The sequence below is a fragment of the Chryseobacterium sp. P1-3 genome (assembly GCF_000738495.1).
Taxonomy (GTDB): domain Bacteria; phylum Bacteroidota; class Bacteroidia; order Flavobacteriales; family Weeksellaceae; genus Chryseobacterium; species Chryseobacterium gallinarum.
Window position 1 is genome coordinate 389,809 of the sequence record NZ_JPEQ01000007.1, and the last position, 25,832, is coordinate 415,640.

At 35.1% G+C, this 25,832-nt stretch carries 34 protein-coding genes and 3 pseudogenes; 9 read left to right on the top strand and 28 right to left on the bottom strand.

Annotated features, from left to right (window positions below; translation table 11 throughout):
- Window positions 1-91: 91 nt before the first annotated feature.
- The gene (locus tag HX13_RS10295) at window positions 92-736 is read right to left on the bottom strand and encodes a porin family protein (protein ID WP_050020996.1); all 645 of its coding nucleotides are present in this window, start codon (window positions 734-736) and stop codon (window positions 92-94) included.
- Window positions 737-1,011: 275 nt separating this feature from the next.
- Window positions 1,012-2,058 carry a 3-dehydroquinate synthase gene (gene aroB / locus HX13_RS10300; protein ID WP_050020997.1) on the bottom strand — a complete coding sequence of 349 codons (1,047 nt, stop codon included), beginning with the start codon at window positions 2,056-2,058 and terminating at the stop codon, window positions 1,012-1,014.
- Between the two features lie 169 nt (window positions 2,059-2,227).
- On the opposite strand from aroB, the gene HX13_RS10305 reads away from it, so the two are divergent.
- Window positions 2,228-3,340 (top strand): pseudouridine synthase, encoded by a 1,113-nt coding sequence (locus HX13_RS10305; RefSeq protein WP_238555228.1) that lies wholly within the window; start codon window positions 2,228-2,230, stop codon window positions 3,338-3,340.
- Window positions 3,341-3,454: 114 nt separating this feature from the next.
- On the opposite strand, the gene HX13_RS10310 is transcribed toward HX13_RS10305, so the two are convergent.
- The 12 genes and pseudogenes from HX13_RS10310 to HX13_RS10355 form a co-directional block, all read right to left on the bottom strand.
- The gene (locus tag HX13_RS10310) at window positions 3,455-4,012 is read right to left on the bottom strand and encodes a DUF4256 domain-containing protein (RefSeq protein WP_050020998.1); all 558 of its coding nucleotides are present in this window, start codon (window positions 4,010-4,012) and stop codon (window positions 3,455-3,457) included.
- 34 nt (window positions 4,013-4,046) lie between these two features.
- A pseudogene (locus tag HX13_RS10315) lies at window positions 4,047-4,344 on the bottom strand (DoxX family protein).
- 120 nt (window positions 4,345-4,464) lie between these two features.
- On the bottom strand, window positions 4,465-5,043 hold the full coding sequence (locus tag HX13_RS10320; protein WP_050020999.1) for a YdeI/OmpD-associated family protein: 579 nt from the start codon (window positions 5,041-5,043) through the stop codon (window positions 4,465-4,467).
- 125 nt (window positions 5,044-5,168) lie between these two features.
- The gene (locus tag HX13_RS10325; RefSeq protein ID WP_050021000.1) at window positions 5,169-5,627 is read right to left on the bottom strand and encodes an SRPBCC domain-containing protein; all 459 of its coding nucleotides are present in this window, start codon (window positions 5,625-5,627) and stop codon (window positions 5,169-5,171) included.
- 64 nt (window positions 5,628-5,691) lie between these two features.
- Complete coding sequence (locus tag HX13_RS10330) at window positions 5,692-6,018, bottom strand: ArsR/SmtB family transcription factor (RefSeq protein ID WP_050021001.1); 327 nt, start codon at window positions 6,016-6,018, stop codon at window positions 5,692-5,694.
- Between the two features lie 218 nt (window positions 6,019-6,236).
- A complete protein-coding gene (locus HX13_RS10335; RefSeq protein WP_128572342.1) occupies window positions 6,237-6,518 on the bottom strand; it encodes a hypothetical protein in 282 nt (93 codons plus the stop codon).
- Between the two features lie 7 nt (window positions 6,519-6,525).
- Entirely contained in the window at window positions 6,526-7,023 is a 498-nt protein-coding gene (locus HX13_RS22040) for an ATP-binding protein (protein WP_128572343.1), read from the bottom strand.
- A complete protein-coding gene (locus tag HX13_RS10340; RefSeq protein ID WP_050021003.1) occupies window positions 6,993-7,799 on the bottom strand; it encodes a helix-turn-helix domain-containing protein in 807 nt (268 codons plus the stop codon). Before HX13_RS10340 ends, HX13_RS22040 begins: the two co-directional genes overlap by 31 nt.
- Window positions 7,800-7,801: 2 nt before the next feature.
- The gene (locus HX13_RS10345) at window positions 7,802-8,080 is read right to left on the bottom strand and encodes a DUF5131 family protein (RefSeq protein ID WP_050021004.1); all 279 of its coding nucleotides are present in this window, start codon (window positions 8,078-8,080) and stop codon (window positions 7,802-7,804) included.
- A 28-nt stretch (window positions 8,081-8,108) separates the two neighbouring features.
- Window positions 8,109-8,276: a DUF5131 family protein gene (locus tag HX13_RS26345; RefSeq protein WP_128572347.1), complete on the bottom strand. Its 168-nt coding sequence runs from the start codon at window positions 8,274-8,276 to the stop codon at window positions 8,109-8,111.
- A complete protein-coding gene (locus tag HX13_RS10350; protein ID WP_050021005.1) occupies window positions 8,236-8,562 on the bottom strand; it encodes a DUF5131 family protein in 327 nt (108 codons plus the stop codon). Before HX13_RS10350 ends, HX13_RS26345 begins: the two co-directional genes overlap by 41 nt.
- 5 nt (window positions 8,563-8,567) lie before the next feature.
- A complete protein-coding gene (locus HX13_RS10355; protein ID WP_050021006.1) occupies window positions 8,568-8,810 on the bottom strand; it encodes a hypothetical protein in 243 nt (80 codons plus the stop codon).
- A gap of 390 nt (window positions 8,811-9,200) precedes the next feature.
- On the opposite strand from HX13_RS10355, the gene HX13_RS26350 reads away from it, so the two are divergent.
- A complete protein-coding gene (locus HX13_RS26350) occupies window positions 9,201-9,251 on the top strand; it encodes a hypothetical protein (RefSeq protein ID WP_128572398.1) in 51 nt (16 codons plus the stop codon).
- 228 nt (window positions 9,252-9,479) lie between these two features.
- On the opposite strand, the gene HX13_RS10365 is transcribed toward HX13_RS26350, so the two are convergent.
- From HX13_RS10365 to HX13_RS10390, 6 genes are all read right to left on the bottom strand, one after another.
- Window positions 9,480-9,917, bottom strand: a complete 438-nt coding sequence (locus HX13_RS10365; RefSeq protein WP_050021008.1) for an ATP-binding protein — start codon at window positions 9,915-9,917, stop codon at window positions 9,480-9,482.
- Entirely contained in the window at window positions 9,892-10,797 is a 906-nt protein-coding gene (locus HX13_RS10370; protein ID WP_128572349.1) for a helicase HerA domain-containing protein, read from the bottom strand. The genes HX13_RS10365 and HX13_RS10370 overlap by 26 nt, the downstream gene beginning before the upstream one ends.
- Window positions 10,798-10,831: 34 nt before the next feature.
- The gene (locus HX13_RS10375; RefSeq protein ID WP_050021010.1) at window positions 10,832-11,317 is read right to left on the bottom strand and encodes a hypothetical protein; all 486 of its coding nucleotides are present in this window, start codon (window positions 11,315-11,317) and stop codon (window positions 10,832-10,834) included.
- Window positions 11,318-11,327: 10 nt separating this feature from the next.
- Entirely contained in the window at window positions 11,328-12,014 is a 687-nt protein-coding gene (locus HX13_RS10380; protein WP_050021011.1) for a hypothetical protein, read from the bottom strand.
- A gap of 153 nt (window positions 12,015-12,167) precedes the next feature.
- The gene (locus HX13_RS10385) at window positions 12,168-12,617 is read right to left on the bottom strand and encodes a hypothetical protein (protein ID WP_050021012.1); all 450 of its coding nucleotides are present in this window, start codon (window positions 12,615-12,617) and stop codon (window positions 12,168-12,170) included.
- Window positions 12,618-12,955: 338 nt separating this feature from the next.
- On the bottom strand, window positions 12,956-13,375 hold the full coding sequence (locus tag HX13_RS10390) for a helix-turn-helix transcriptional regulator (protein WP_050021013.1): 420 nt from the start codon (window positions 13,373-13,375) through the stop codon (window positions 12,956-12,958).
- A 148-nt stretch (window positions 13,376-13,523) separates the two neighbouring features.
- Here HX13_RS10390 and HX13_RS10395 point away from each other — a divergent pair, with 148 nt between their 5' ends.
- Together HX13_RS10395 and HX13_RS10400 are read left to right on the top strand one after the other, a co-directional pair.
- Window positions 13,524-13,754: a SymE family type I addiction module toxin gene (locus tag HX13_RS10395; RefSeq protein ID WP_050021014.1), complete on the top strand. Its 231-nt coding sequence runs from the start codon at window positions 13,524-13,526 to the stop codon at window positions 13,752-13,754.
- A gap of 1,131 nt (window positions 13,755-14,885) precedes the next feature.
- The gene (locus HX13_RS10400) at window positions 14,886-15,557 is read left to right on the top strand and encodes a YdcF family protein (RefSeq protein WP_238555229.1); all 672 of its coding nucleotides are present in this window, start codon (window positions 14,886-14,888) and stop codon (window positions 15,555-15,557) included.
- 376 nt (window positions 15,558-15,933) lie between these two features.
- Here HX13_RS10400 and HX13_RS10405 read toward each other — a convergent pair whose 3' ends face one another.
- A complete protein-coding gene (locus HX13_RS10405) occupies window positions 15,934-16,329 on the bottom strand; it encodes a VOC family protein (RefSeq protein ID WP_050021015.1) in 396 nt (131 codons plus the stop codon).
- 199 nt (window positions 16,330-16,528) lie between these two features.
- On the opposite strand from HX13_RS10405, the gene HX13_RS25525 reads away from it, so the two are divergent.
- From HX13_RS25525 to HX13_RS10420, 3 genes are all read left to right on the top strand, one after another.
- Entirely contained in the window at window positions 16,529-16,729 is a 201-nt protein-coding gene (locus HX13_RS25525; RefSeq protein WP_202962916.1) for an SMI1/KNR4 family protein, read from the top strand.
- The gene (locus tag HX13_RS25530; RefSeq protein WP_050021017.1) at window positions 16,710-16,982 is read left to right on the top strand and encodes an SMI1/KNR4 family protein; all 273 of its coding nucleotides are present in this window, start codon (window positions 16,710-16,712) and stop codon (window positions 16,980-16,982) included. The genes HX13_RS25525 and HX13_RS25530 overlap by 20 nt, the downstream gene beginning before the upstream one ends.
- 80 nt (window positions 16,983-17,062) lie before the next feature.
- The gene (locus tag HX13_RS10420) at window positions 17,063-17,659 is read left to right on the top strand and encodes a hypothetical protein (RefSeq protein ID WP_050021018.1); all 597 of its coding nucleotides are present in this window, start codon (window positions 17,063-17,065) and stop codon (window positions 17,657-17,659) included.
- 545 nt (window positions 17,660-18,204) lie between these two features.
- Here HX13_RS10420 and HX13_RS10425 read toward each other — a convergent pair.
- Window positions 18,205-18,679, bottom strand: a pseudogene (locus HX13_RS10425) (DUF6428 family protein).
- A 56-nt stretch (window positions 18,680-18,735) separates the two neighbouring features.
- Window positions 18,736-19,062, bottom strand: coding sequence for an ArsR/SmtB family transcription factor (locus tag HX13_RS10430; protein ID WP_050021019.1), 327 nt, complete (start codon window positions 19,060-19,062; stop codon window positions 18,736-18,738).
- 234 nt (window positions 19,063-19,296) lie between these two features.
- Between HX13_RS10430 and HX13_RS10435 the strand changes: the two genes are divergently transcribed.
- Entirely contained in the window at window positions 19,297-19,905 is a 609-nt protein-coding gene (locus HX13_RS10435; RefSeq protein ID WP_050021020.1) for an alpha-ketoglutarate-dependent dioxygenase AlkB family protein, read from the top strand.
- Window positions 19,906-19,989: 84 nt separating this feature from the next.
- On the opposite strand, the gene HX13_RS10440 is transcribed toward HX13_RS10435, so the two are convergent.
- Window positions 19,990-20,259 (bottom strand): bacteriocin-like protein, encoded by a 270-nt coding sequence (locus HX13_RS10440; RefSeq protein WP_050021021.1) that lies wholly within the window; start codon window positions 20,257-20,259, stop codon window positions 19,990-19,992.
- A gap of 413 nt (window positions 20,260-20,672) precedes the next feature.
- Here HX13_RS10440 and HX13_RS10445 point away from each other — a divergent pair, with 413 nt between their 5' ends.
- Window positions 20,673-21,461, top strand: a complete 789-nt coding sequence (locus tag HX13_RS10445) for an XRE family transcriptional regulator (protein ID WP_050021406.1) — start codon at window positions 20,673-20,675, stop codon at window positions 21,459-21,461.
- A 72-nt stretch (window positions 21,462-21,533) separates the two neighbouring features.
- Here HX13_RS10445 and xth read toward each other — a convergent pair whose 3' ends face one another.
- The 4 genes and pseudogenes from xth to HX13_RS10465 form a co-directional block, all read right to left on the bottom strand.
- Window positions 21,534-22,313, bottom strand: a complete 780-nt coding sequence (gene xth, locus HX13_RS10450; RefSeq protein ID WP_050021407.1) for an exodeoxyribonuclease III — start codon at window positions 22,311-22,313, stop codon at window positions 21,534-21,536.
- 167 nt (window positions 22,314-22,480) lie between these two features.
- Complete coding sequence (locus tag HX13_RS10455) at window positions 22,481-22,966, bottom strand: hypothetical protein (protein ID WP_050021022.1); 486 nt, start codon at window positions 22,964-22,966, stop codon at window positions 22,481-22,483.
- A 197-nt stretch (window positions 22,967-23,163) separates the two neighbouring features.
- Window positions 23,164-24,556, bottom strand: a pseudogene (locus HX13_RS10460) (alkaline phosphatase).
- A 75-nt stretch (window positions 24,557-24,631) separates the two neighbouring features.
- Window positions 24,632-25,831 (bottom strand): GTP-binding protein, encoded by a 1,200-nt coding sequence (locus HX13_RS10465; protein ID WP_050021023.1) that lies wholly within the window; start codon window positions 25,829-25,831, stop codon window positions 24,632-24,634.
- Between the last annotated feature and the right edge of the window lies 1 nt (window position 25,832).

Genomic DNA, 25,832 nt, shown 5'->3' on the forward strand with positions numbered 1-25,832 from the left:
TTTCTAATAAACCTTTATAAAAAAAGACCGGATTAAAAATAATCCGATCCTTCTATTGAATATAAAATTTGTTAGTGAATGTTGTGGCTTTTTATTTAAATTTAAAAGCCAGACCTACCTGGAATACATTGTTTTTCACAGCGTCACCAGAGTTGTTCTTATAGATATCTGTAAGACCTGCTGTATATCTTGCTGTAATTCCTAAGTTAGGTAAGAAATAATAACCAGCTCCGATACCGATTCCAAAGTTGAATGTCTGGAAATCATCCTTATCAAGGGTTGCGATTTGAGAGCTATTATTGTTGTTATTTGTCGAACTTTTGAATTTATCCTTTGCACTTACCAGGAAGCCAAATTCTGGTCCTGCTTCAAGGAAGAATTCCGGAGTTGCATTATACTGGAACATTACCGGTACTGCAATATATCCTAAATTTCTGGAATATTCGCTTTTGTAGGTGTTTCCTAATGCAGTATATTCCCTTGTTACTTTTGAACCCAGGTCATTGTAAATAACCTCAGGCTGAACGCTGAAATTGCTTGCTACCGGAATGTTGGCAAAAACTCCTGCGTTAAAACCTATTTTAGATTTTGAATCACTTAAATCAGCTCCATTGGAAAGTGACGATACGTTCATCCCACCTTTTACCCCGAATGTTACCGGATTAGTAGATGGTGTCTGTTGAGCGAACGCTAATGTACCTGCAGTTACTGCTAATCCTAAAATTAACTTTTTCATAACTTTAATTTTTTAAGTATTTACTATTCTTAATTTTAAATTTTACTACTTGTCATCATTTCTGATTGACGGGGAGTATCTTTCAAATTGCTTGCCAAAAAAAATAAATATGATTAAAATCAATAAAAAATCCATCTTAAGAAAAGATAGATTTTAATTTATTTACCTGATTTATAGCTACTTAACAAATTAATTAAACATTTGTTTAGAAAAGGTCTAAATAGATAATCAGTCTATTTTTTGCCGGATTGAAGACTCATTTTTTTTTAAATCGTTTACGCATCATTCAGCTTTCTGTAAAAATCTATGGACTTCAGGATGTTTTTGCGGCTGCATTGATGGTCATAGGTGCATTCACCAATGGCAGTGAGCAGTGAAAAGTTAATTTTACTGTCCGTATTCTTTTTATCATTCAGCAGCAGTGCTGTAATATCTTCATCTTTAAGATCACTGATATCTAAATAAGGATAATACCTCTGAATGCTCTCAACAATTAACTGAGAGTCCTCCTTTGAAATAAGGTTTTCAAGATATGCAAGATGGGCTTCACTGATCATTCCCATGGCAACAGCTTCACCATGAAGAATAGGATTACCTTGCTGCAGGCGCAGGCTTTCAACGGCATGGCCTATAGTATGCCCGAAATTCAGGGTCTTTCTGATATTTTTTTCATGGAAGTCTTTATTTACCACATCCTGTTTGATATCCATCGATGTCTGGATATGGGGCGTAATTGCTTCCACATCAAGTTTATGGATACGGATAAGCTGTTCCCAATGTTTTTTATCAGCAATCAATCCGTGTTTCAGCATTTCTGCAAAACCACTTCTCAATTCCTTGAAAGGCAATGTTTCCAGGAATTTTGGATAGATGAAAATTTGTTCAGGAAAGGAAAAGGTTCCTACCATGTTTTTATAATGCATTAAATCTATTCCTGTTTTTCCTCCAATGGAAGCATCACACATAGATAAAAGGGTAGTAGGGATATTGATAAACTGTATTCCTCTTTTATAGGTAGAAGCTACAAATCCTCCCATATCTGTAATCACTCCTCCGCCAAGATTGATAACAAGAGCTTTTCTGTCTGCCTGCATTTCCGTAAGAATTTCCCAAAGCTGGTTAGCGGTCTGGATATTTTTCATTTCTTCACCGGCTTCTATCTCCAGAATTTCAAAGCCCAGATCTGTTTCCATATTTCCTAAAAGTATGGGAAGGCAATATTCATGGGTGTTTTCATCTACCAATATGAAAATTTTACTGAAAGATTTCTCGTGAAGAAAGGTGTTTAGCTGAGAAAAACTATCATTTAATATTGTTATCATCTTTTGATTGTATATAAAATTAAAAGTAAACTATATTGCAAAGTTATGATTCTTAATTTTTAACTCGTAACTAAATTACTATCTTTGCAGAAATTTTTAGAATGAGCAGAGATAATAATAATTCAGACAAACCCAAAAGACCAAGAATTTCAACCAAAAAAAAGTTCTGATGATTCTCGCGCTTCCAGATCTGGAAATTCTTCAGGATCAAAGTCTTTTAAAAAGCCTTTCTCTAAATCGGGAGACAGAAAAAGGCCCGGAACATAAAGGATCCAATTCAAAATTTGAACAGAAATCTTTCAAGAAGAACACCGGAAGCTTTGATGGTTCCGACGAGGATTTTGGTTCAAAATCTGAAAGAAAGCCTTATATCACCAATAAAAGTGAAAGCTATGAGAAGAAATCTTTTGGAAAACCCAAAAGAGGTGGAAAAAACTTTGATACAAGAGACAAGTATGAAAGAGGTAGCCTGAAATACGGTAGAAGGCCGTCTAACGGTGACGAAAGAGAAGACAGGGCAAAATCTTTTGTGCAAAAGAGAAGACTGAACAAAATTGAAAAAGATGTTCATAAGGACAGCATCCGTCTTAATAAGTATATTGCCAATTCAGGAATCTGCAGCAGGAGAGAGGCTGATGAGCTGATTACCCAGGGACTTGTAGAAGTAAACGGAAAGGTAGTTACTGAAATGGGATACCAGGTGCAAAAAACGGACAGGGTGGTTTTTGACGGGCAAAGCATTACGCCTGAAAAACCTGTTTATGTACTTTTAAATAAACCGAAAGGATATATTTCTACGACTAAGGATGATAAAGCCAGAAAGACTGTAATGGACCTCGTGGCCAATGCCTCTCCTTACAGGCTCTTCCCGGTAGGAAGACTGGACCGCTCAACAACAGGAGTTATTCTATTGACCAATGACGGGCATATGACCAAAAAACTGACACATCCATCTTTCGATGCGAAAAAGATTTATCATGTAACGCTTGATAAAAAGCTTACCGGTGAAGATTTGCGTCTTATTGCTGAAGGTATCCGCCTTGATGAGGGAATTGCGGTTGTAGATCAGATCTCTTATATTGAAGGTAAACCAAAGAATGAAGTGGGAATTGAAATCCATATCGGATGGAACCGTGTTATCAGAAGAATATTCCAAAGATTAGGATATGAAGTGGAATCTTTAGACAGGGTAATGTTTGCCGGACTAACGAAGAAGAATATCAAGAGAGGACACTGGAGAATCCTTACAGAACTGGAAGTGAATAATCTTAAAATGCTTTAGAAAATGATGCGCCTGAATTCAATTCATGCGACGTTTCTTTAGGTATTCAATAATAGCGCAGATCACTCTGCGCTTTTTTGTACTTAAATAGTTCCGGTTGGTGCATAAAATGAATCAGACTTTCAGTATTCCTCTGAATCCCCTGGCGGCATAATAAGAATCGGCGCCATTATGATAAAGGAATACGGTATTGTAGCGTCTGTCGCAGAAAAGGGCACCGCCAAGTTCCCTGACGGAAGCCGGAGTCTGTACCCAGCTTGATGTTTTCTGGTCAAATTTTCCCAGTTCCTGAAGCCTGCGGTATTGTTCTTCAGTCAAAATTTCAATGCCCATTTCTGAAGCTTTATCAATGGCGTTGCCTTCCGGTTTGTTGGCTTTTCTTGATTCCCATGCCTGATAATCGTAGCAAAGGCTTCTGCGTTTTGGACTTTCGGGTGAACAGTCACAGAAGATATATTCGTCTGTTTTTTTGTTGTAATCAGTAACATCGGGTTCGCCTTCTGTTTCTTCCATTTGGTATAAAGACCATAGCTTTTCGGGACTGGCATCCAACTTAGCCTGAATTTTTTCCCATTTCAGGCCTTTGTGGCGGTTCATGTTTTTTTCAAAACGGGATTGCAGTACTTTTAAAAGAGCTTCGCTTTGTTCGGGGGTTAATTGTTTCTTTTTCATATCAAATTCAAGTGATTGATTTAGACTAAAATTACTAAGATTGAATAGAAATTTTTCTATCAGCAGGTCTGAAATACCATGAAATAATGACCAATACAAACAGTAAGACAGCAGGGAAGGTTCTTCCGGCGGTATCTCCAACAATAAGGTGGGAAATAACCGCTCCGGACATTACAAAGAAAAATCCTGCATAGGCCCATTCTTTTAACAATAAAACGTTTTGGAATGAGTATGGCGATAATTCCCAGGATCTTCCAGACTCCGATGATGGTCATCAGGTAAGCGGGATAGCCAAGATTGGTGAAATTGGCAAGTTCATCTTTGTTTTTCATTAGCTGAACGATAGCTGTAGAGACCATGCCTAAGGCCATCCAGAGCGTAAAGATCCAATAGATGATCTTTGTTCTTTTTTCTGATCGGTTTGAGGTTTCCATATAGATTAAGTTTTGTGATTAGTCGTTAAGGCCTTTTCCGTCGAGGATTTGCGGGATGCATTTTTCAATTCTTGCTTCCCTGGTTTTGGATTGCTTGGCAGAGGAAAAGTGGAGCAGGTAGGCTCTTTGCCGGCCTGGAGTAAGAGTTTCAAAGGCTTCTTTTAATACAGCATCATTGTCCAGCTTGTTTTGAAATTCTTCCACCATTTCGAAGTCTTTGGTTTTCTTCATTTCAACTTTTGCTCCGGATTCTTCAATCTCTACAGCTTCAAACATATAAGACCGAAGTTCATTTTCAAGATCGTTAATCTGTTGAAGATTTGTAAAACGAATTTGCCTTGCCGCCTGTACGTTTTCAGACTGCTGGATTAAAATCTTATCCGAATCTTTCATCAAAGCTCCTTTAAAAAAGAGCAGGGCACAATATTCTTTAAACCCGTGGATCAGGAAAATGTTTTTCCCTTCATAGGTATAGCAGGGACAGCCCCATTTTAAATCTTCTACAAGTTCGGTGCTTAAGGCAATTGTTCTTAATTTTTCAAATTCTTCTTTCCATTGTCCGGCTTTATTGAAGAAGAAATCAACTTTTGGATTCATACTTGTTTGGTTTTGAGAGTATTAGAGTGGGAGCTTTGAGTTTATAAGTTTGAGGAGAAGAGAGTGATTGAGTCGAGGGTATTTAAACTTCTAACTTTCAGTATCTGACATCTGACATCTTATATCTATTCAAACATTTCCTGCAAACGATTATGCGCCATATTAATTCCCTGGGCAAAAGGCATTTTCAGGTGCTGGTCTCTGAAATCAACGGATTTATAAATGGTTTGAATGGTGATTTTGCTGGTAGTATCGGTTAGTTTTTCAAATTCTAAAAACTCGAGTTGAGGCGGAAAAGGTGTATTTTCCATCTGGAAAGTTCTTATAATTTTCTCATTCTGAACAATATCATGAATAGTTCCATTGGCGCTGAACATTACTTCTCCCTGAGGATTTGAAGTTTCGAAGCGGTAACTTCCGTGGGGTCTGTTTTCAAACTTTGTTACTTTGGTTCCCATCCATTGTTCGAACAGTTCAGCTTCTGTATACGCTTTGAAAAGCAATTCTACCGGCAGGTCAAATTCCCGGATGATAAAAATTTCCTGTTTTCCGTCTTCTGCGTGGATTTTTGTTTTAAGTTCCATGATTTTGGGTTTGGTTTTAAGTTTGAGGGTGGGAGAGTATTAGAGTAAAAGTTGTTGGGTTCCATTACTTATTACTTCTTTGATAGGCTTTCATCACACTTTCCAGTGTATTGAATTTTTCATCCCACATTTTGCGGAACGGCTCTATAAAGTCGGCTATTTCTTTCATTTTATGGGGATTAAGGTGGTAAATAATTTCACGGCCGTTCTGTTCAGATCTCAGCAGTTCGCATTCTGTAAGGATCTGAAGGTGTTTGGAAACGGTAGGTCTTGCGGTATCGAAATTGGAAGCAATGGCTCCAGCGGTCATGGATTGCGCAGCCACCAGCATCAGTATAGATCTTCTGGTAGGGTCTGCGATGGCCTGAAAAACATCTCTTCTTAAATTCATTGTGTAGTTATTTGACTACAAATATATGTGTAGTTATTTAGCTACGCAAGTTTTTGGAGAAAATTTATATTAAATAATTAAATTCTGTCTATTAAGAAAATGGAGAACTCAATGCTCTCCATTTCATTATCTAAATAATGCTTCTGTAAATTTCTTATTTACTACTTTGTCTCTCACCATTATGTAGTAGCTCAAATTTTTATATGATCATATTTTTTTTAATACAATTTTTTCTTTCTGATTATTAGATGTAGAATAATTTTTATATTAGAAAGAACTTTTTTTAAAGCGCTTTGACCTTTGCTTGTTATGAAAAATATTTTACTCTTATCTGATTGTTTTATGCCTATTAAGCCATTCGTGGTAAAAAAATCCAATTCATCACTTATATCTATATCAAATAAAAATCCTATTTCAGCCTCAAATATAGGTGCATTTGAAAATTTTTCTAATATAATTTGTTGATTATTTGATAATGTAAATAATTCTAAGCCATCCATGGGATTGTTAGTTTCCTCGGGAGCATCTGGATGAATTCGAAAAACAACCAAAAAAATGTGATCTACCCGCGTCAGTAGATAAAATTGGTTTGGGTGATCCATTTGTATCCAAAGCACTTAAAATAGTAGGTATTCCAGTAGCATATTTTTCTGCGAGTCTCAAATTTTTCAACCAATCTCCTAATTTCAAGTTCCTATAATTCCTCGCTGTAATTTTTAACTGTACCAAAGCATTTTCATCAATTGGGGGAAGAGGACCTGGATAACTTAATATTTCAATTCTTCGATCATTCCCAGCTTTATATATTCTTATTTCATTAGGAGTGGGATTGTCGTAACTTCTATGGTACAATGCATTTACAACGGCTTCTTCTAATGCTTGATAGGGGTAATTTACGAACCTAATAGATTCTGCTCGAGATGTGTCTTTACGAACAAACTCTTTTATTACATTGTTTTTCAAATAGTCAATAATTAACCGAATTTGAACATGAACAGGCCCCATAAACGTTTTTTTTCAGAATATTCTGTTCCTGCTTCATCTTCAAATTCTACTAAGTTTGTAATACAGCCTTCAAAATATTTTTCTGGATTTTTGCAGAACATTAATAAGCCTATATTAAGAGGCTTTAAGTTTTCTGCTGTTCCTCTAACTATTTGCATTTTAATGGCAAGTTCTTGTAAAGTTATCTTATTTGCTTCTTCGTATAAGCTACTTTTAATCTCCTGTAAATAAGATTGGATTAAGCCCAGATCTAAGTCATCTATATTTGCCTTTGCATTTAAGCGATCATCAAAATGCTTAAATGCAGCTAGCTCTCTCAATGTTAATTCTTGTTCTTTGTTAGCTTCTTTTGTTACTGCACCATGCCTAACAAATATTTTCATTTGAGCATTCTTGCCAGGTGAATCTGATGCAAAGTATGGGCGCTGTTCACCTGTAGTAACCCAAATTACTATTATCCACTTACCTTGTAGTTCGATTGGCTCAATAATAGGAAAAACATTTTCCCTTATATTATCCTTGCAAAGTTTAAAAAACTCTTTTTGTATATTGTCAATATCTTTCTGTTCAACCCCAAATGGTGGTAATATTGGACTTCCATTTTTTTCCTCAATACCAATAATAATATATCCTCCTCCATATTCATTAATGTCATTCGAAAAAGCACAAACTGTCCTTAGAATGTTATATGGATTCCATCCTCTTTTAAATTCAATTCTAACAGATTCTACTGTTCTTGCATTTATAAGGTCTTCAATGTTTATTGGTAAAGCCATTGTTATTTTATATTTGGATATTCTCTATAAATTTCATTATTAATCATGCACCCTCCTTTTGCATGGAAAGGATGGTTCTTATCAATTGTTGGATCATTTTGGTTTGGGTTAAAAATTCTTTTTCCCCATTGTTTAAAAAAGAAAGCGGTATTGTATCTTTTACAGTTATTTCTTATTGATATAATCCATTCTTTTTCAATTTTTCTTGCTTTTCCTCCTGATTCTCCGCCAATTAGAACCCAGTCAATATCTGTAAAATCATTATATTTAATATTACTCAATAAGGGTTCGAATGATATAAATTTTATTTTAGCAGGTGTTTTTTTTCAGCATTTCAATCCGTTCAACAAACTCATTGTTTTCAACCGAAACACCTAACCATATATTATCTGACCAAAATATATTATCTGACAATTCTTTTACTCGTTCAATTCTTTTAGTAAGTATTTGATAAGTATGTTGTGGAGTACTGTTCATAACTGAGAAAACTTTTTTTTACATATTCAGTTTCTACTTTATCATGAAACAAATCACTCATTGAATTTACAAAGACTATTTGTGGCTTTTTCCATTTCAAAGGATCATTTAATCGTTCTGTAGCCAATGTCAATTCAAATCCATTTCTATATTGATTTATCCCTCGTATATGTTGCATATTTGCCCATCGTTCAGCATAGCAATTTTTACAACCTGAAGAAACTTTTGTACAACCAGTAGTCGGATTCCAAGTGATTTCTGTCCACTCAATATTTGACTTGTTCATACCTCCTAATAATTAGAAAGTTCGTTAATGCAATCTGAAGTGGCTGGTGGCTTAGACACTTTATAATATCGTCTTAACATTCCATGAAATCGACTACCAAGCCAGGTTTCCTCCACCAGATTTAGCCAAAAGGAATTTACTGTTTCATTATGTGCTCTTAAGCCTGCAATCTTGACGGCTTTATCTAGTTCTTTACTCATTTCATCAACTTCTAATGGTAAAGGATTTTCACTAATATCCCTATGCATAAGAAGTCTTCTTAAAAACGTCTTCTCTTTTGAATCGCATTGAATGAAATTCGCCATGAGTTATTGATAAATGCTTAGGTTTTAGCAATATTAATAATGTAGGAAGAATAGGAAGTGTTGATCCACATGTATCCAAATCAATTAAATCAATACGGATCTTATTGACTTTTAAATCAGCAGCAGCATCAATTGCATCACCTATAAAAAAGAAAACTTGTTTTTTATTTTTTTTATACAAATTCCATAAACAATCCTTTGTATCAACTTTCTTAAATCCTTTCTCCTCAGCAGTTTTCTCAAATTGTTTGAGCTTTGACTTCATTTTTTCGGATGCATATACAACATCCGCAATACTAATCCATTCAAAAGTCTGATGACCAGCTCCCGCATATGCATCAAAAACTGATTTTGGCTTTGCTTTTTGTGCTATTTTTAGAGTGAAATTTTCTTTATCTCCTCTATATGATTCTCCAAAAAGATCATGTTTTATTCGCAGCTTTCTTACTTTACTTCTAATACTTGGTAAAGTTCTATTAGGAAACAGTTCTCTAAGCAATTTGGCATCAAAAGCTTCTTTTTTAAGATAACTCAACAAAATTACCTCTTCTTCCTCTCTCCATGGAATAGGAATTGTGTTAGCTTTTCTTCGTTCAAGTGCCATTTTAAATTTTATTTTTCAAGTTTAGCTTGATTCATCATCTTTTCTCTAAATACCTCCATTGAAACATGTGGAACAGGAGGTGCTACACTATGTACTCTAACCCAATCAGGAGTACCATTAAAAGGACTCTGTATCCAAAATTGTCCTTGACTAAAGCTATTTGCAACATGTGCTAATTCCTTATCAAGAAACGCATATTGTGCATTTTTAGGGTTAATTTTCATTACAACTCTAGTCGGACATTGTTCTGGAACGATAGGGTGTAAATCCTGAGGGTTTTGTGTGCTTAAAACTAAATTCAATCTGAATTTTCTACCTTCTCTGGCTAATTTTTCAAAGTTTGATCTTAATCTACTAAAGACTTCTGCACTGCTGTTTGACCCGCTTGATTTTGTAGCAGGTATAATTTGGTGAGCTTCATCAAAAAAGACATATGTATTCTGCATTTTTTTTCTTCTCTCTATATAACCAACTTACAAGTTGCATTTCCCACATTAACCTTTCCTCATGATTTAAATGATCTAGATATAAAATTGTAGTTCCTTCAAAATTAAAATCATCAAGAGGATTTTTATCTTCTAGCAATCCTAAAGAATCTAAATCAAAATATTCTTCCAAGCCTCTTAATGCTCGTCTACTTGCTTCAAATGTACTTCTATAATAAGAAACCCCATTTGTAGGAATGGTAATTTGTGAGGTTGTATTCCTTGTAAGAAGCCTTGAAATTGCTGTTTGTAATCTTGACAAAGAAGCGGGTTCTCCACTAGATTTTAAACCTTCTGACAAGTCTTCTATTAATAAGGCTGCTTGATCTGAGCTTGTTCTAAATAAGTACTCAGCATCTCTTGGAGAGTCTAAATCTTGAAAGCGCAAACTTATTCTACGAACATCAACCTCTCTTTTTTGAGCTAATTTTATTATAGAGGCGACTTCGGTTTCTGCATAAGAATCTTTTGTCATAGGAACAATTAGCCTGAAATCACCAAATACTTTTTTTGCCTCTTCAAATTTTTGATTTGTAATATTGGGTTGCCACCCACTAGGAGGAATATTTTTTATAAAATCCCAAAATAATAGCTGAGAAATATCTCCTTGTACATCAGTGAGGATAATTTTATTATTAGAATTATGTTTTCTGATTTCGTAAGCGAGGTTTTTTAAGAAAACTGTTTTTCCAGATCCACTTTCACCAACAATAAAAATATGTTTATTATCAAGTCTATCAATATCCCATTTATATTCTATAAATTGGTTGTCATTCCATCCGTAAGGTTTGTTTCCAAAACCAATCATTCCTAAATTAAGCCCTTCGTTTTTTACCCTCAAAATATCTTTAAGGGTAGGTGAAGGATCACCAACTTCATTTTTTTAATTTTGGAAAGAATAATCTACTATGCCCGGAAGGTGGTCTTTGTATTGCAGAATCAATGAAATCACCAGAGTTATTTTCAATACTAGACAATTCCCTAGTTAATGCAACTTGTATAACCATAGGTTGATGAGTGTGTGGTCCATTAATAGAATCTAAAGGAAGAGTGGGATCCATCAAACTATCTTCCTGATAGAGCATACTTGTTCTTTCTGGATTAAAGGGAGAAACGGCTTTTAAACCGATAATTCTTCCTGCATACCAAAAATCTCGATACACATTAGTAGAAATTCCATCAGTTTTTCTATCTCTAATCAAAATAGAGGCCCCTAACGCTAATTGAGGCATTTTTTCTGGGTCATTAATTATATATTCAGCCAAGGCTCCATTTTCATCTATAGAAAATGGAGTATTAATATCATGATACGGTTTAGCAACCTCAATATTGTTTAAAATATTATTGTTTACTTTTGTCATTTCATTCTTTTTAAAATTCTATAAGACCTAGGTTTTTCTTCTCAAATGCTGCTTTCATTTGTTGTTCTATAACCCAATGCTCGTGATCTAATACACATCTTTCTGCTGCTGTTTTTATTACTAAAGGACGGTCACCTCCAAGCTCGTATTGCCAAATTGCTATAGAAATAGCAAATTCGACTTGTTCTTTATTTTCTTCCCACATGAATTTTGGAACTTCAATTCTTATAAAGTTATAAGGTTTTGATCTTTTATGATAATAACATGTAAGAGGTTTTAAGCCCTCATAGCCTTCTTTTTGGATGATAGGTTCTCTTGTTTTTTCAATATACTCAATTAAGGGAGTTCTATATCCAGGTCTTAATATTTTCTTTAGTAATAATGCATCTGTTCCAAATGAATTAATAACTCCTGTTGTAATATTTTGATTTGGAAAATATTCTTCAATTAAATGAGGGAATGCATTTAATGTATTAATTAATACTCTTGAATCACTTATTTTTGATGATAATGCTATGAAAGTCTTATTTTTTCCTGACCATGAAAACAATTTCTGCAAACCATTTTGAATATCCGAAGGTTTACTACTATTTGAAAACAATGCACCATCTTTAATACAGACCAAAGGATTATTGTCTTTTATATTAACATCTGTGATTGATAATAATTCTAAAGAGTGTTGAAATTTTACTGCCAATCCTAAAGATTGGGAGGTTGGAGCTTTTTTAAATTTATCATAATTATATTTAAAAATAAAAAGGCTTCCCTTTACTTTTTAATTACATGATCATATATTGGAGTATCTGTTTTATCTATTAATTCATTATATGTGTACAGACTATATGCGCTATCAAAAAATATTACTATCCAGTACTAATAGAGCAGATGATTCTCTATTCCTTGTGTAAAAATAGGGTTTTTCAAAACCTTTTGTATATCTGAAATTTACAACATACGATCGAGATAAAATTAAATGAAATGAGGTAGTTATTATTCTATTATTAGCTCCAACAATTCCTATTACATCCAATCCGTCAAGCATATTTGAGTCGGGGAGTAAAACTTCTTTAATTTTAGCAGATTCTACAACCTTTATTCTATCTGAAGAAATTAACGTTCCATCTTCTTCGTCTTCACCATAAATATCTTGGTCAATAGATATTAATTCTTCATCTTCGACCGAAGCAAATGGAAGGTCAGCAGGACCTTTAGGTGGTAATAAATCATATTTTTTACCATCTACTAAATTATCCAGTATGCTATTAAAAGCATTTAATATATCTTTTTGATTCTCTTCCATTTTATTTTTTTGAAGACCAAAACAAATCTTTTATGTCTACCTGTAATGTATTTGCTATATCTAAAAAATGCTTCTAAGATGGCTTAATATCATTATTATACCATCTTGAAATAGTAGTAAGATTCTTTTTTTTATGCTTTCCGCTACAGTTTTTTCTGCTAATACTATATGCACCTATTAATGTCTTTATTTGCCATTGTATAGACTATTATGTAAATCTATTTACAAATATAGTTAAAAAAAATAGCGATAGATTATCGTTCTTAAGAGCATATTCAGCTTAATAATCACTATGAATTTGGGGCTAACTTTGAAAAGAGTTTTTAAATTTTAGTCACTTATATCCCTTCAATCAATTTCTCCAGCTTCTCAATTATCTCCTTCTGTTGCTCCAACATACGCTCATAAAGCTCAACCATTTTGTCAATAGGGTTAAAGCTTGGTTGATAATTGAAAACTGCCGGATTTGTCATCGTGGCATTATCATTATTATTGATTGTGTTAGCTATAATATTTATTGCAGAATCTTCATCAAAATTCTCAATCGCTTCCGCAGGCACTTTTAAAATCTTTGCTACCTGCGCCAAAATATCAGATTCTACCGTTTCTTTTTGTTCTAAAAGAGAAACTTTCTTCTGGTTCCAGTCATCGCCCAGTTCAAAAGCTAAGGCTTCCTGTTTAATGCCCAGCATTTCACGGAAACGTTTTATATTTCTACCCTGATGTATTTTTTTATTTTGCATATCTGTATAAGTCATAATAACAAATATAAAGTTTTTGACATTGAAAAAGAAGCTCCTCCCTAAAATAAATTATCTTCTAAAATAGCTGCTTTTTAGCATAAAATATCCTCTTTATAACTGGTACAGACGCCTAAATATTTCTTGCTTTGTTAAAAACAATAAGATGAGAAAAATAACTATCAGGGGCAAATATAAGATTGTGTCCATCCGTAACCTTACGGTTTCCCATAAAGCATTTGAAAGAGCATACAGAAGACTGGTTTTCTTCCCGGAAATCCGGTTGGCAGGGAAGTGGCTGCTGGAGTGTGGTTTTGAACCGGGAGATAAAGTGCTGGTGACGGTTCGGAGGAATCAGATTATCTTAGAAAAAGAGATGAATTATGAAGAGGTGTAAATAATACAGGTTTCTGGCTGATATTGCTGAGACTTGTTTTTTAATCTCTCGCCGATTTCGGAGATCAAGCAGATGATTGGGGATTACAATCTACGATATTTGCTTAATCTGTGTGAGGTTTTTAATTAAATGCAAAGTTAAAGGTATCTCATTTTTTGAAAGAGCTACCCTGGAAAGGTAGTATACTGTAGACGCGAAGTTTTATGATGGTGACTGTATTATTTTTAGGGAGCTAAGGATGGACAAGTGAACTTGCCTGATGAAGGTTGTGGATAATGGTCTCGCAGATTTGGGAGATTGCAGATTTTGAAAGTGCTATGAAATTTGCGTTATCAGCTTGATCTGCGTGAAATTATTTTTGTTTGACGCAAAGTTTTATGACGGCGGTGGTATCATCCTTAGTGAGCTAAGGATGGGCAAGTGAACTTGCTTGATGAAGGTTGTGGATAATGGTCTCGCAGATTTGGGAGATTGAGCAGATTTTAAAAGTGCTAAGAAATCTGCGTTATCAGCTTGATCTGCGAGAAATTATTTTTGTTTGACGCAAAGTTTTATGATGGTGGCTGTTATATTTTTAGTGAGCTAAGGATGGGCAAGTGAACTTGCCTGATGAAGGTTGTGGATAATGGTCTCGCAGATTTGGGAGATTGAACAGATTTTGAAAGTGCTATGAAATTTGCGTTATCAGCTTGATCTGCGTGAAATTATTTTTGTTTGACGCAAAGTTTATGATGGTGACTGTATTATTTTTAGGGAGCTAAGAGTGGGCAAGTGAACTTGCCTGATGAAGGTGAGTGAATAGAGTTTCTGCTTTTATAGTAAGTGTGATCTGCGGGAGAATTTTTTTAGACGCAAAGTTTTGATGGTGACTTTTATATTTTTAGGGAGCTAAGGGTGGGCAAGTGAACTTGCCTGATGAAGGTGAATGGATAGGGTTTCGGCGGCCGGAGGCCGCCGAAACTTTTTATTATAAACCTAGGTGTTTATCTTTTTATTGTTTTTTTCCTTAATAATCTTAACACTTATTATATTCTTAATGGTTCAAAAGTATACCGGTAAAAAGAGTAGTTGTGAAATAACCTTATCTTTGCAAATTCAATGTTTTCTTTGCATTAATCAATACTATCATAGATGAAATTTTTACTGGACTTTTTATTTCGTGTTTTTCAGCTTTTTACGGAACCGTACTTTTTAGTATTTCTTGCAATTGTTATTATTGCCGTGTTAAAAAGGAAAAATAAGGGTAAAAATCTGAGAATAGGAATTTTTATATTAACAGTTGTTATGGTTATCTTTATAGGGAATGGTTTTCTGGGGAAAATGATTTCCGGGTATTTACAGAAAGCTTACCTCAATACTTCTGAAATAAAGACTACAGCTGTTCAGAATCCTGTTATTGTAGTATTGGGTGGCGGGATTGTAGAGATTAACAATACAGAGAAACTGCATACCATGTCTTATTCCAGAATGGTTACTGCGTATCAATTGTACCATGAATACAGAAAAAATAATCAATCCTGTAAAATATTAATTTCCGGAAAAGGGAGAGGACACAGAAGTGAAGCGGAATTATTCAGTGAAGATTTTAAAAGGATGGGCGTTCCGGATGCTGATATCATTAAGGAAGATCAAAGTATGAATACTTATCAGAATGCGAAATTTTCCAGCCAGATACTGAAAACAATGGCTCCTTCTAGCTTATTTTTGGTGACTTCAGGATTTCATATGAAGAGATCTGTTGCTTTGTTCAAGACGTTTTGGATTAAATCCTGTTCCGCAGGCCTCAGATTTTATAGATACTGAAATAACATGGTTTCCTAACAGCTATAATGCTGCCTTTACATTCGTTATGCTGAAAGAGGTTGTGGGAGTATGGCAGGTGCAGGTATATAACAGTTTGGGAATGAATAAATAATATTTTACAGTTTATTATAAGATTAACAAACCGCCGCCTTGAGTTTACATTACAGTATTTAAATCATCAGGTTATTTTCTTCAACGAAATTAGGGCCTGTTTTTTATAAAAATTTGTGCAAAATCACAGAAAAAAGCTCTTAAATACATAAAATCAAAATAAGCTCAAATAACCAGTGTTTTTTTCATCCTCAACCTATGCTATCCGCTTGCAAATAAAGGAGATTTATGGGCGAAAATTAGTTTTAATCGGATTTCAGAATTTTTACATTTTAAAGACATTAAATTTATGTCCATCCGGATCTGCGAAAACAAAACCATAATAATTGTTTCCAAAACTTTCAGGTTCTGAAACAATGGTCCCGCCAGCTTTTTTAACTTCTGAAGCCCATTGATCTACCTGATCTTTAGTTTCAGCAGAAACGGTAAATATAATTTCATTTGAAGTTTGAGAATTACCGAAAGAGACTCCTTTTACATTAGTTTCCAGTATGTTTTTCAGGAAGAAGTGGATAACAAAATTATTTTCTCCGAAAAAAAAGCTTACCAGCTCATTAGAAGTATGAGGATTGTTGGGAGTACATCCTATGGCTTCATAAAACTTTTGGGTACGTTCCAGATCGGCGACAGCCAGATTGGCCCAGATCATTTTTGGTTTCATATTATTTTATTTTTGGTTGGTGTAAAGGTAGTTTCTTTTATAAGGATAAAGATTGTCATGTGGCAAGATTTTGTATTTTTAATGTGCAGAAAGAAATCAATGGAAGAAATACTTAAGAAATTAGATGTACATATTAAAAATATTCAGACCTGAATTTTATGATAGATTAAAAATTCCATTGGTTGAAAATGATATTCAAATGATTGAAATTCAATATAATATTCAGATCCCGAAAGACCTTAGAAGACTTTACCAATGGAAAAACGGGCAGGAGAGCAGTTGTTATGATGCCTTTGTGAATAATTCAATGTTTATTCCTTTGGAGGAAGCACTTGATATTGCTCAGGAACTGGCTTTAATGATAGGGACAGATTTTGAGGTTGAAAAATTGGTGGAATGAAAACTGGATTCCTATTTTCCATAATGGTGGCGGAGATTATATCTGCTATGATCTAAAAGGTATTTTTACCGGAAATAAAGGACAGATTCTGGAATTTTGGAACAGAGATTATGACAGAAATATTATTGCAACAAGTCTTGAAGACTTTCTCGATCTGTTAAATAGCTATTATGAAGAGAAATCAGGAGATTTGGATGAATTTCTTACTGTTGAAAATAGAAAAGGGTATCCCAGGAAATTTAATGTTGGTTAATTTAACATAATATTTAAATTGTATTTGAAACGGCTGAAAAGCGGATGACAGATTGAATTACAATACAGTAAAAATAACATATGAAAGATACTATTATCAATAAAATAAAAACTTTAGGAGGTAATACGGATGCTGTAGATCAGGGTAAAAACTTCATCGAAAACTGGAGGAGCATTACTTTTAATCATTATTTATACGATAAAGATTGGGATGTTTACGGAATTGACCAATTTTATGAATCCAATAAAGAACTGTATCATAATCAGCCGGAAAAGTTTTATGAAAATCTGTTAAACCATTATTTTTCAGCTCATGATTCAGCGTATGGGCAGTATTTTGTGAAAGACTGGATGTTTACACCTTTTAAAGAAGGCTCAGAAGATCAGAAAGAATTTGATGATTTAATAGATGAAGATTATGTACAGGAAGTGGTGGGAATTTCTAAGCCCGAATTTATGTGTATACTGTATTCTTATGGGTATCCGGATCATTATTTCGTGTGTACAACAGATCCTGATCCTTCTAATCCGACAGTTTACAGTACAGATCATGAAGTGTATTTTGACGAACTTGAAAATGAAGGAAGCCTTGAGGAATTTTTAGACCGGTTTATGACGAAGGAAGAGTTCCATAAGGTTGTTACAGGATATTTAACGAAGAAATTTAATTTAACATAATATATGTGTTTAATTTTTTCAAATATATAATTCCTTAGAATCGATTCTACAGAATTAAAAATTATTTTAAGGGGAATATCCAGAACTCTGTTATAGATCACTCAAAAAATGTAATTTAGTCAAAAACAAAAAGAGCGCTTTACAGGAAATATTTATCTGTTGACAAGTGGACAGACTTTATAATTTTAGCTGGAGAAGTTGTAGAAAGACAATTACCTAATTCAAAATTATTTCTGAACATTAATCCCATGTACAATAGATTTAATATTGAAGAAAACAGGAAATAACAGGCGTGATGTAATTTCTGATATTCGGTTCAGGCAGAAGAAGCTCTGGGAGAAGCTTATAAAGTGATTAGCGTGGCTGATATATACTCTCCTTTGTAATATTTATTTTTTCCTATAATTTATATTATGTTAAATTGTATTTGTTTTTACATTCCCATTTGAAACACAATGACTCTCATAATTTACTTTGTGAAGATAAATCTGGAGCTGTATCATTTAATAATTCTCCGGGGAATGTAAAATTATTTTTCGGCCTTACTAGCAGCATCCACTTCCTGGTTTACAAGCAGAATTTTGGCTTACGGTTAATTCACTCAGATTTTTCTTTTGCTTTTCTGAAGGAATTCCACAGGCGTCCTGTGCCAGACAAGCTGTAGTTTTTGGCTTCAGTACAAATGTCTTTCCATTAAAAGTAAGATCATACTTACCAATGGTATCGCTTTGATATTCAACTTCAATTTCGGCATCTTCAATTTGTAGTTTTTCTTCAGAAAGCCTGATGATGTTCAATAATTTCGCGGGTTTCAAACGATGTTCATAGTCATTGGCATTCCAAAGCTGGAAGTTTACGGACTTTTCATCACGTACCACTCCTCCACAGTCGATAAATTTTTTTATTGACCTGGCCTACTTCGGTCACATGGAAATGCTCAGGAACAAATGTTCCGTTTTCTAACTGAAATTCAACATGTTCCAATGTAGGGAGAAGTTCTTTAATTTCCGATAATTTCATATTTATCAATTATTTATAGTTAAAATGTAATATTACGATTCTTGTGAATAAAATAATTAACAGCATTTCCGATCGGTTACTGTTGTAATAATTTTTGAAAAGTATTCTTTTAAAACACTAAAAGTGTTTTCATCAATACAATAGCAAACCGAATTTCCTTCTACAGTTCCCTTAATCAGACCTGCATTTTTTAATTCTTTTAAATGCTGTGAAATGGTGGGTTGTGCTAAAGGAAGCTCATTTACGATATCACCGGTTATACAGGTATCTACTTTCAGCAGATATTCTATGATAGCTACTCTTGCAGGATGTCCTAATGCTTTCGCAATAACTGCTACCTGATTTTGATGTTCAGTAAAGTGATCTGTTTTTGTTACCCCCATATAATTATTTCTATATTGCAATATTACGATTTAAATTTTAATAGAAATCATTTTTGGCTTTTTTGAGTTTTTGTAAATCCAAAATTTTAATTTAATGAATTAAAGTCAGATAATCAACATGATACTTTTCTTTATTAAATTTACTGTTATATTTTTGATCATAAATTGTATTTTTGTTGATATAATTTAGAACAGCAATAGAATCCACTTTGCTCTTATCTTAAAATTTTTATCATGGGACAACTTGCTTTATTTGATTCAGAGGAATATTATCAGTTTCCAAAAGAGCTTCTTGAATATACGGAACATTTTCTATCAGAAAATGAAGCTGTAAAATTGCAGGAGTTATTGATGAACACTGTTCCCTGGAAACAAAGAGTACAAAAAATGTATGATAAAATGGTTATCACTCCACGGCTCACTGCCTGGTATGGTGATAAGGGGAAAACCTATCAGCTGGGCGGAACTTCTTTTACCGCCAATCCCTGGCTGCCTGAACTATGGGATTTAAAACTGCGTATTGAAAAAAGTACGGGCTATCAGTTTAATTCCGTACTGTTAAATTTATACCGTGACAAAAACGATTCTGTCGCCTGGCACAGAGATAAAGAAAGTGAGCTTGGAAACCGCCCTGTAATTGCTTCTGTAAGTCTTGGCCAGGTCCGTAATTTTGAATTCAGGAAATTTGATGATCACGCAAACAAATACAGCCTACCCCTTCAACATGGCTCTTTACTGATTATGAAAGGAGATCTACAGTTGAATTGGGAACATCGTATCGCCAAATCTGTTATGGCAATGAAACCAAGAATCAATATGACATTCCGGTGGGTAAAAGAATGAATAATGCGCCTGGAGCATTTGATGGTATCTATTTAAAACAAAAAAACCGCCCTTTGCAGAGCGGTAATTTTTTCTAATTTTTTCTTATTTGCAAGAATTGCTTCCACAGCTAACAACTGTGATGTGAACTACATTGTTAATTCCACACTGTACTTCACATAATCCGTTTTCAAGATTTTTGATGACCTGAACAACAGTTCCGCCAACAGCACCTCCAACAGCGTTAAGGGTACCACCAACGATAGTTCCAACACCACCAAGAATTCCTCCGATAGCGCCTAGAACCGGATCAAGAAATCCATCTCCTGAAATAGTTTTTAATTGCTCTCTGTCTAATTTTTTTAAGTTTTTCATAACGATAATTTTATATGATTATTACATCACGAATATAGGAATAAATAACATTATCACAGTAATATTTTTTAAAAAATCAATAAAATATTTTTATAATTTAATATTTCGTTAATATAAACATAATTTAGTGAATTTATCATTTTATGATATATCTTATTGATTATCCAAATGTTAAAAAAAATATCTCAAATTTGAAATTTTAGAGTTAATAATTTTTAAATAAATATTGTTTTTTATGATTATTCTTCAAATCTATGTTTTTGTCTTCTTTTCTTGTTTTTACTAAAAAGATTGCTGCTTCCAATCTGAAAACTAATGAAGGAAAATTGAATTTCTTTTTTATTACTGTAAAACCTGTTCTGATTATTGGTTACGGGGCCAAATTTTGTATTTTTGCCGTCATACTTTGTATCATGTCAATTTTTTCAAATAATATCCGCTTTTTAAGAGCTGGCAGAAAGCTCTCACAGCAAAATGTAGCCGACGAATTATCTATTTCCCGTGTACGGTATTCCAAATATGAGAATGGAATATCCGAACCTCCCATTGATCTTCTGGTAAAAATGTCCAAATATTTTCATGTCAGTATCGATCTTCTGGTGTCGGTAGATATCCGTAAATATCCTATTGATGAAATGCTGAAACTTCCGGATAACAGGATTGTCCTTCCGGTTGCAGTAGATCATCTGGGAAATGATACCATTGAAATTATTCCCCAGAAAGCCTCCATGGGTTATCTTGAAGGATATAGTGATGTAGAATATATTGAAAGTCTTCAGAGGATTGCCCTTCCCTTTCTGACCAATGGAAAATACCGGGCATTCCCTGCAGATGGTGATTCTATGCCTCCGTTTAGAAATGGCTCCTATATCGTAGGAAAATACGTGGAAGGAATCGATGAACTGAAACCGGGAAAAACATATGTTTTTGTAACATTAAATGACGGAATTACTTATAAACGTTTTAAGGAGAGAAAAAACAATGTAATCTGTGTAAGTGCCGACAATTCTTTCTATGAGCCTTATGATATTCCTTTTTCGGAAATCGTTGAAATCTGGCAATATGCTTCGGGAATTTTCCCGGAGGATTTTGAGCCGGGAGATTATGAAAATTACAACTTTAAAGAAATGTTTCGCGAACTGAAGAAGGACATCAGGAACCTGGACAAAAAGATTTCAGGCCGTCGCCGTAAGCAATCTTAATGTATAACCTTACAATGTACTTCTGAGGTTACACAAGTTCAGAAGTACATTGTACAGATATTCCTGGTGCAATTACATTTCATCAGCAAGTTCTATCCAGACGGGAGCATGATCGCTGCTTTTTTCCCAGCCTCGTACATGGCTGTCTACTCCGGCAGATTGTAACCTGGAATGGAGATAAGGACTCAATAATATATGATCCAGCCTCATACCTGCATTCCTGTCGTAAGCTTTATATAAATAATCCCAGAATGTATAGATCTTTTCTTCCGGAAAAAGCTTGCGGATGGAATCAAGCCAGCCTTTCTTTTGAAGCTCCTTATAGGCTTTCCGTACTTCCGTTCTGTACAGGGCGTCATTTTCCCAGCGCTCGGGTTTATAAACGTCAACAGGTTCCGGAATAATATTGAAATCCCCGATGAGAATAGCGGGAAGTTCCATTGCAATCAATTGATTTGTTCGCTTTTTGAAACGTTTGATCCAGGATAATTTGTAATCAAATTTAGGCCCGGGATAAGGATTTCCATTGGGAAGATACAGGCAGCAGATTACCATCTTGTCTATAATTGCTTCTATATACCGGCTTTGAATATCTTCAGGATCACCAGGTAAAGACCTCTGTACTTCTGTTATTTCCCTGTCTTTTGCCAATATAGCTACTCCGTTCCAGCTTTTCTGTCCGTTCCAGATCGCCTGATACCCTGCGGCGTTGATCTCCTGCAAGGGGAAACGTTCCTGAGGGGCTTTTAATTCCTGGAGGCAGACAATATCCGGTGAAGCTTCTTGCAGCCATTTAAGTAAAACAGGCAGCCTGCCGTTGATACCGTTGACATTATAGGTTGCTATCTTCATATGGTTATTTAAGAAATCAGTTTTTTTAATTACGGCAATAATTATTCCATCATTCAACTGTCAATAAAGCCTACTGCAATCGTTAGAATTGTATTATATACGCTATAAAAGATAATGCACTCCGGCCGGTTTCAGACAGGGTGCATCATTTTTTATAAACCTTAATATTATAAGGAAGATATATACACTTCTATTTTAGTTCCGTCATAATTGAAGGTTCCATCAGAATTTCTGTTACCTAAAACCCAGCTTAGGTCTACCCTTTCATTCCATCCCGAACCTAGTTTAAATCCGTTTACTGAACGTACTTCATTAATGTTTCCCGTAGTGATGGCTGAATGAAAAAAAGTTTTATCCACAAGTCTGTAAAATCCAACGGCTTTTCCTTTCGGAATAATAGAATATCCATCCCATTTTTCTCCTCTGAAATAATCAAATTTATCCAGCCATTTCTGACCGGTTGACTGCACAAGTTCCGTTGCACTGATTCTTGCCCCACGCATATAAAGCGTATAGGCTACTACATCGTGACATACCCCCGTGTTATACTTTACAATGTTTTCTGCCCCTGCAAGAAGTGCATTGGCAACCAATGCCCTGTCTGTGGCGTCAAGCTGAGCCTTTCTGGCTCCTTCTGCTGTAATAAATGACATATTAATAATTTTATGGTGTATGTAAAGATACTGTTTTAAAATTAAATGGACTGGTGGTGAATTATCAGCTGGTTTATGATGCCTTGAGAAAGATTGTAAATGAAGACTATAACATAAAAAAACAGGATGAATACACATTCACCCTGCTCCCAAACTTGTTAAAAAATGTAAAATATAGATATAAAAAAACTTTCTGTTTACAGTTGTGCAGCTTTCAGCATTAAAAAATGAAGATCCGTGTTTTTAATAAACGGCTGCAACAATTCACTTCCCGGTCCATATGCAGCTACTTCAACATAATCTCCCGAATGATCCATACTGATCCACCCTACTGAATTATGCTTTTTCTGAATTTCAGAATACCATTTGAACGGGAGCTTTTTTATAATTGTAAAGCCCTTCTTCCTTTTCGAGACCGTTATAGAAACTAAGAAGATGCCGTGCTTCATCATCATTCAGACGAATTTTATTTCCTTCATAAATCCAGTCTGTGATGTCCTTTACAGAATAATCTTTGTGAATAGCATTCAAAAGATATTCATTGGTATATTTATAATTGGAAATGCTGTTGAAATTCTCAGTGGCATTATTTCCGTAAATAGTTCCCGGGTTGGCATTTCCATGGTCTGTGGTGATAATGACTAAAGTATTGCCGTCCTCTTCTGCAAAATCTATTACTGCTTTTACCGCTTCATCAAAGGCAAGCTGGTCATGAATAAGAGCAGCAACATCGTTGGCATGAGCAGCCCAGTCTACCTTCCCTCCTTCTATCTGAAGTACAAATCCTTTTTGATGGCCTTTCAATTGATTGATGGCTGCTTTTGTCATATCTGCCAAAGTGGGAGTATCTTTGAATTCTTTTACATGCATTCTGTCTATACTGTAAGGTAAGGCTCCGGCATTAAAAATTCCCAGGACTTTTTTTCCCGGCGTAATATTCTTAAGATCATTACTGTTTTTAAGGATTTGATATCCCTTTCCGGCATATGAGGCATAGAGGTCTTTCTTATCTTCCCTTTTCCGGAAATTAAAAAATTCGTCTCCGCCGCCCATCAGCACATCCAATTCCAGATCCACATACATTTCTGCAATCTCAGGCTCCGCATTTCTTCTGGCGGAATTCACACAAAATCCTGCCGGGGTAGCATGAGTTATGGTAACAGTAGTTACACAACCCGCTTTCTTGCCTGCTTTTTTAAACTTTTGCCACACAGGAAGATGTCTTTCCCCGTTTGTACCCATATTAAGAACTCCGTTTTGTACCCTGACCCCGCCACCGAACGCAGAACTGGCTGCAGCAGAATCGGTCACTACAGAACTGGCGGAAGCGGTATCCATTAAAGCTCTCGTTACCTTTTTTTCCTGATAAAGATTGAGCCAATTGCTGCCTTTTCCCAGGATATTCCTGGAATAGGTATCAGCCATAGTAAGGGTTCCCAGGCTCATTCCATCACTGATCATGAATATGATGTTTTTGGCATTCTTTCCCGGGGATTCAATCTGCTTCCGTGTGCTCCAGAGACTTGCTGGCGATAAGGTAAATGCTCCCGACAGTAATGCGGATCCTTTTAAAAATTTTCGTCTGTCCATACTGCAAAATGTGAATGCAAATTATTATAATTATTCTTTCAAATGAAACTATGTTGCATTAATAGATTGTTAATTTTAAATCTCTTCAGGAAACGGATCCTCGAATACCATTCCTGCATTCCAGAGATTCTCTTCCTGATCTGTAATAAGACAATGGCTTAATGCTGTACGAATTTGATCATGATCAAGATTTTGCCCGATAAAGACAAGTTCATTGATTCTGTCACCCCAGTTTTTATCCCATCTGCTTTCAATAAACTCCTGGTTTTCTATAAAAGAAGCGTATTGTACTCTGGAACTCATAGGCATACTACCCCACCAGACCCCGGCTTTTTCTAACCGGAATGAGCCGCCTGCCTGGGAAAAGTTGAGCGCAACATCCGGTCTGGAAGCTAACCAGAACAAACCTTTAGCCCGGATGATGCCTTCAGGATAATTTTCATTGAGGTATTTCCAAAGCCTCATGGGATGAAAAGGTCTTTTATTCCTGAATACAATGGAGCTTATTCCATATTCTTCGGTTTCAGGTGTATGGTGGGCAGCCTGTAATTCCTTTTGCCACCCTGCAGAAGCCTGGGCTTTATCAAAATCAAAAAGTCCGGTGTGCACAATTTCTTTGATATCTACCCTGCTGAATTCCGAATGGAGAATTTTTGCTCCGGGGTTAAGCTTTTGGAGCGCAGTCTGTAAAAATCCCAATGTTTCAGTATCAACAAGATCGGTCTTGTTAAGAATAATTACATTGGCAAATTCTATTTGATCAGTGAGAAGATTGACAATCGTTCTATAGTCTCCTTCCATGTCGGTAAGTTCCCGGTCCAGAAGCAACTCGGCAGATCCAAAATCTTTCATAAAATTGAAACAGTCTACCACCGTCACCATAGTGTCGATATAGCTGAAGCGGGAAAGGTCAATTCCGTTTTCTTCATCGGTGTAAGTAAAGGTCTGGGCTACAGGAATAGGCTCACTGATTCCTGTACTTTCGATTAACAGGTAATCGAAGCGGTTCTCTTTAGCCAGGCGTTCCACCTCTATCATAAGGTCTTCCCTGAGGGTACAGCAGATACAGCCATTGCTCATTTCCACGAGTTTTTCTTCTGTTCTGGAAAGGGTATGCTGATTTTCTATGAGACGGGCATCAATATTGATTTCACTCATATCATTCACAATAACAGCTACTTTCAACCCTTCTTTATTGTGCAGGATATGATTCAGCAATGTGGTTTTACCGGACCCCAGAAAGCCGCTCAATACGGTTACAGGAAGTTTGTTCATC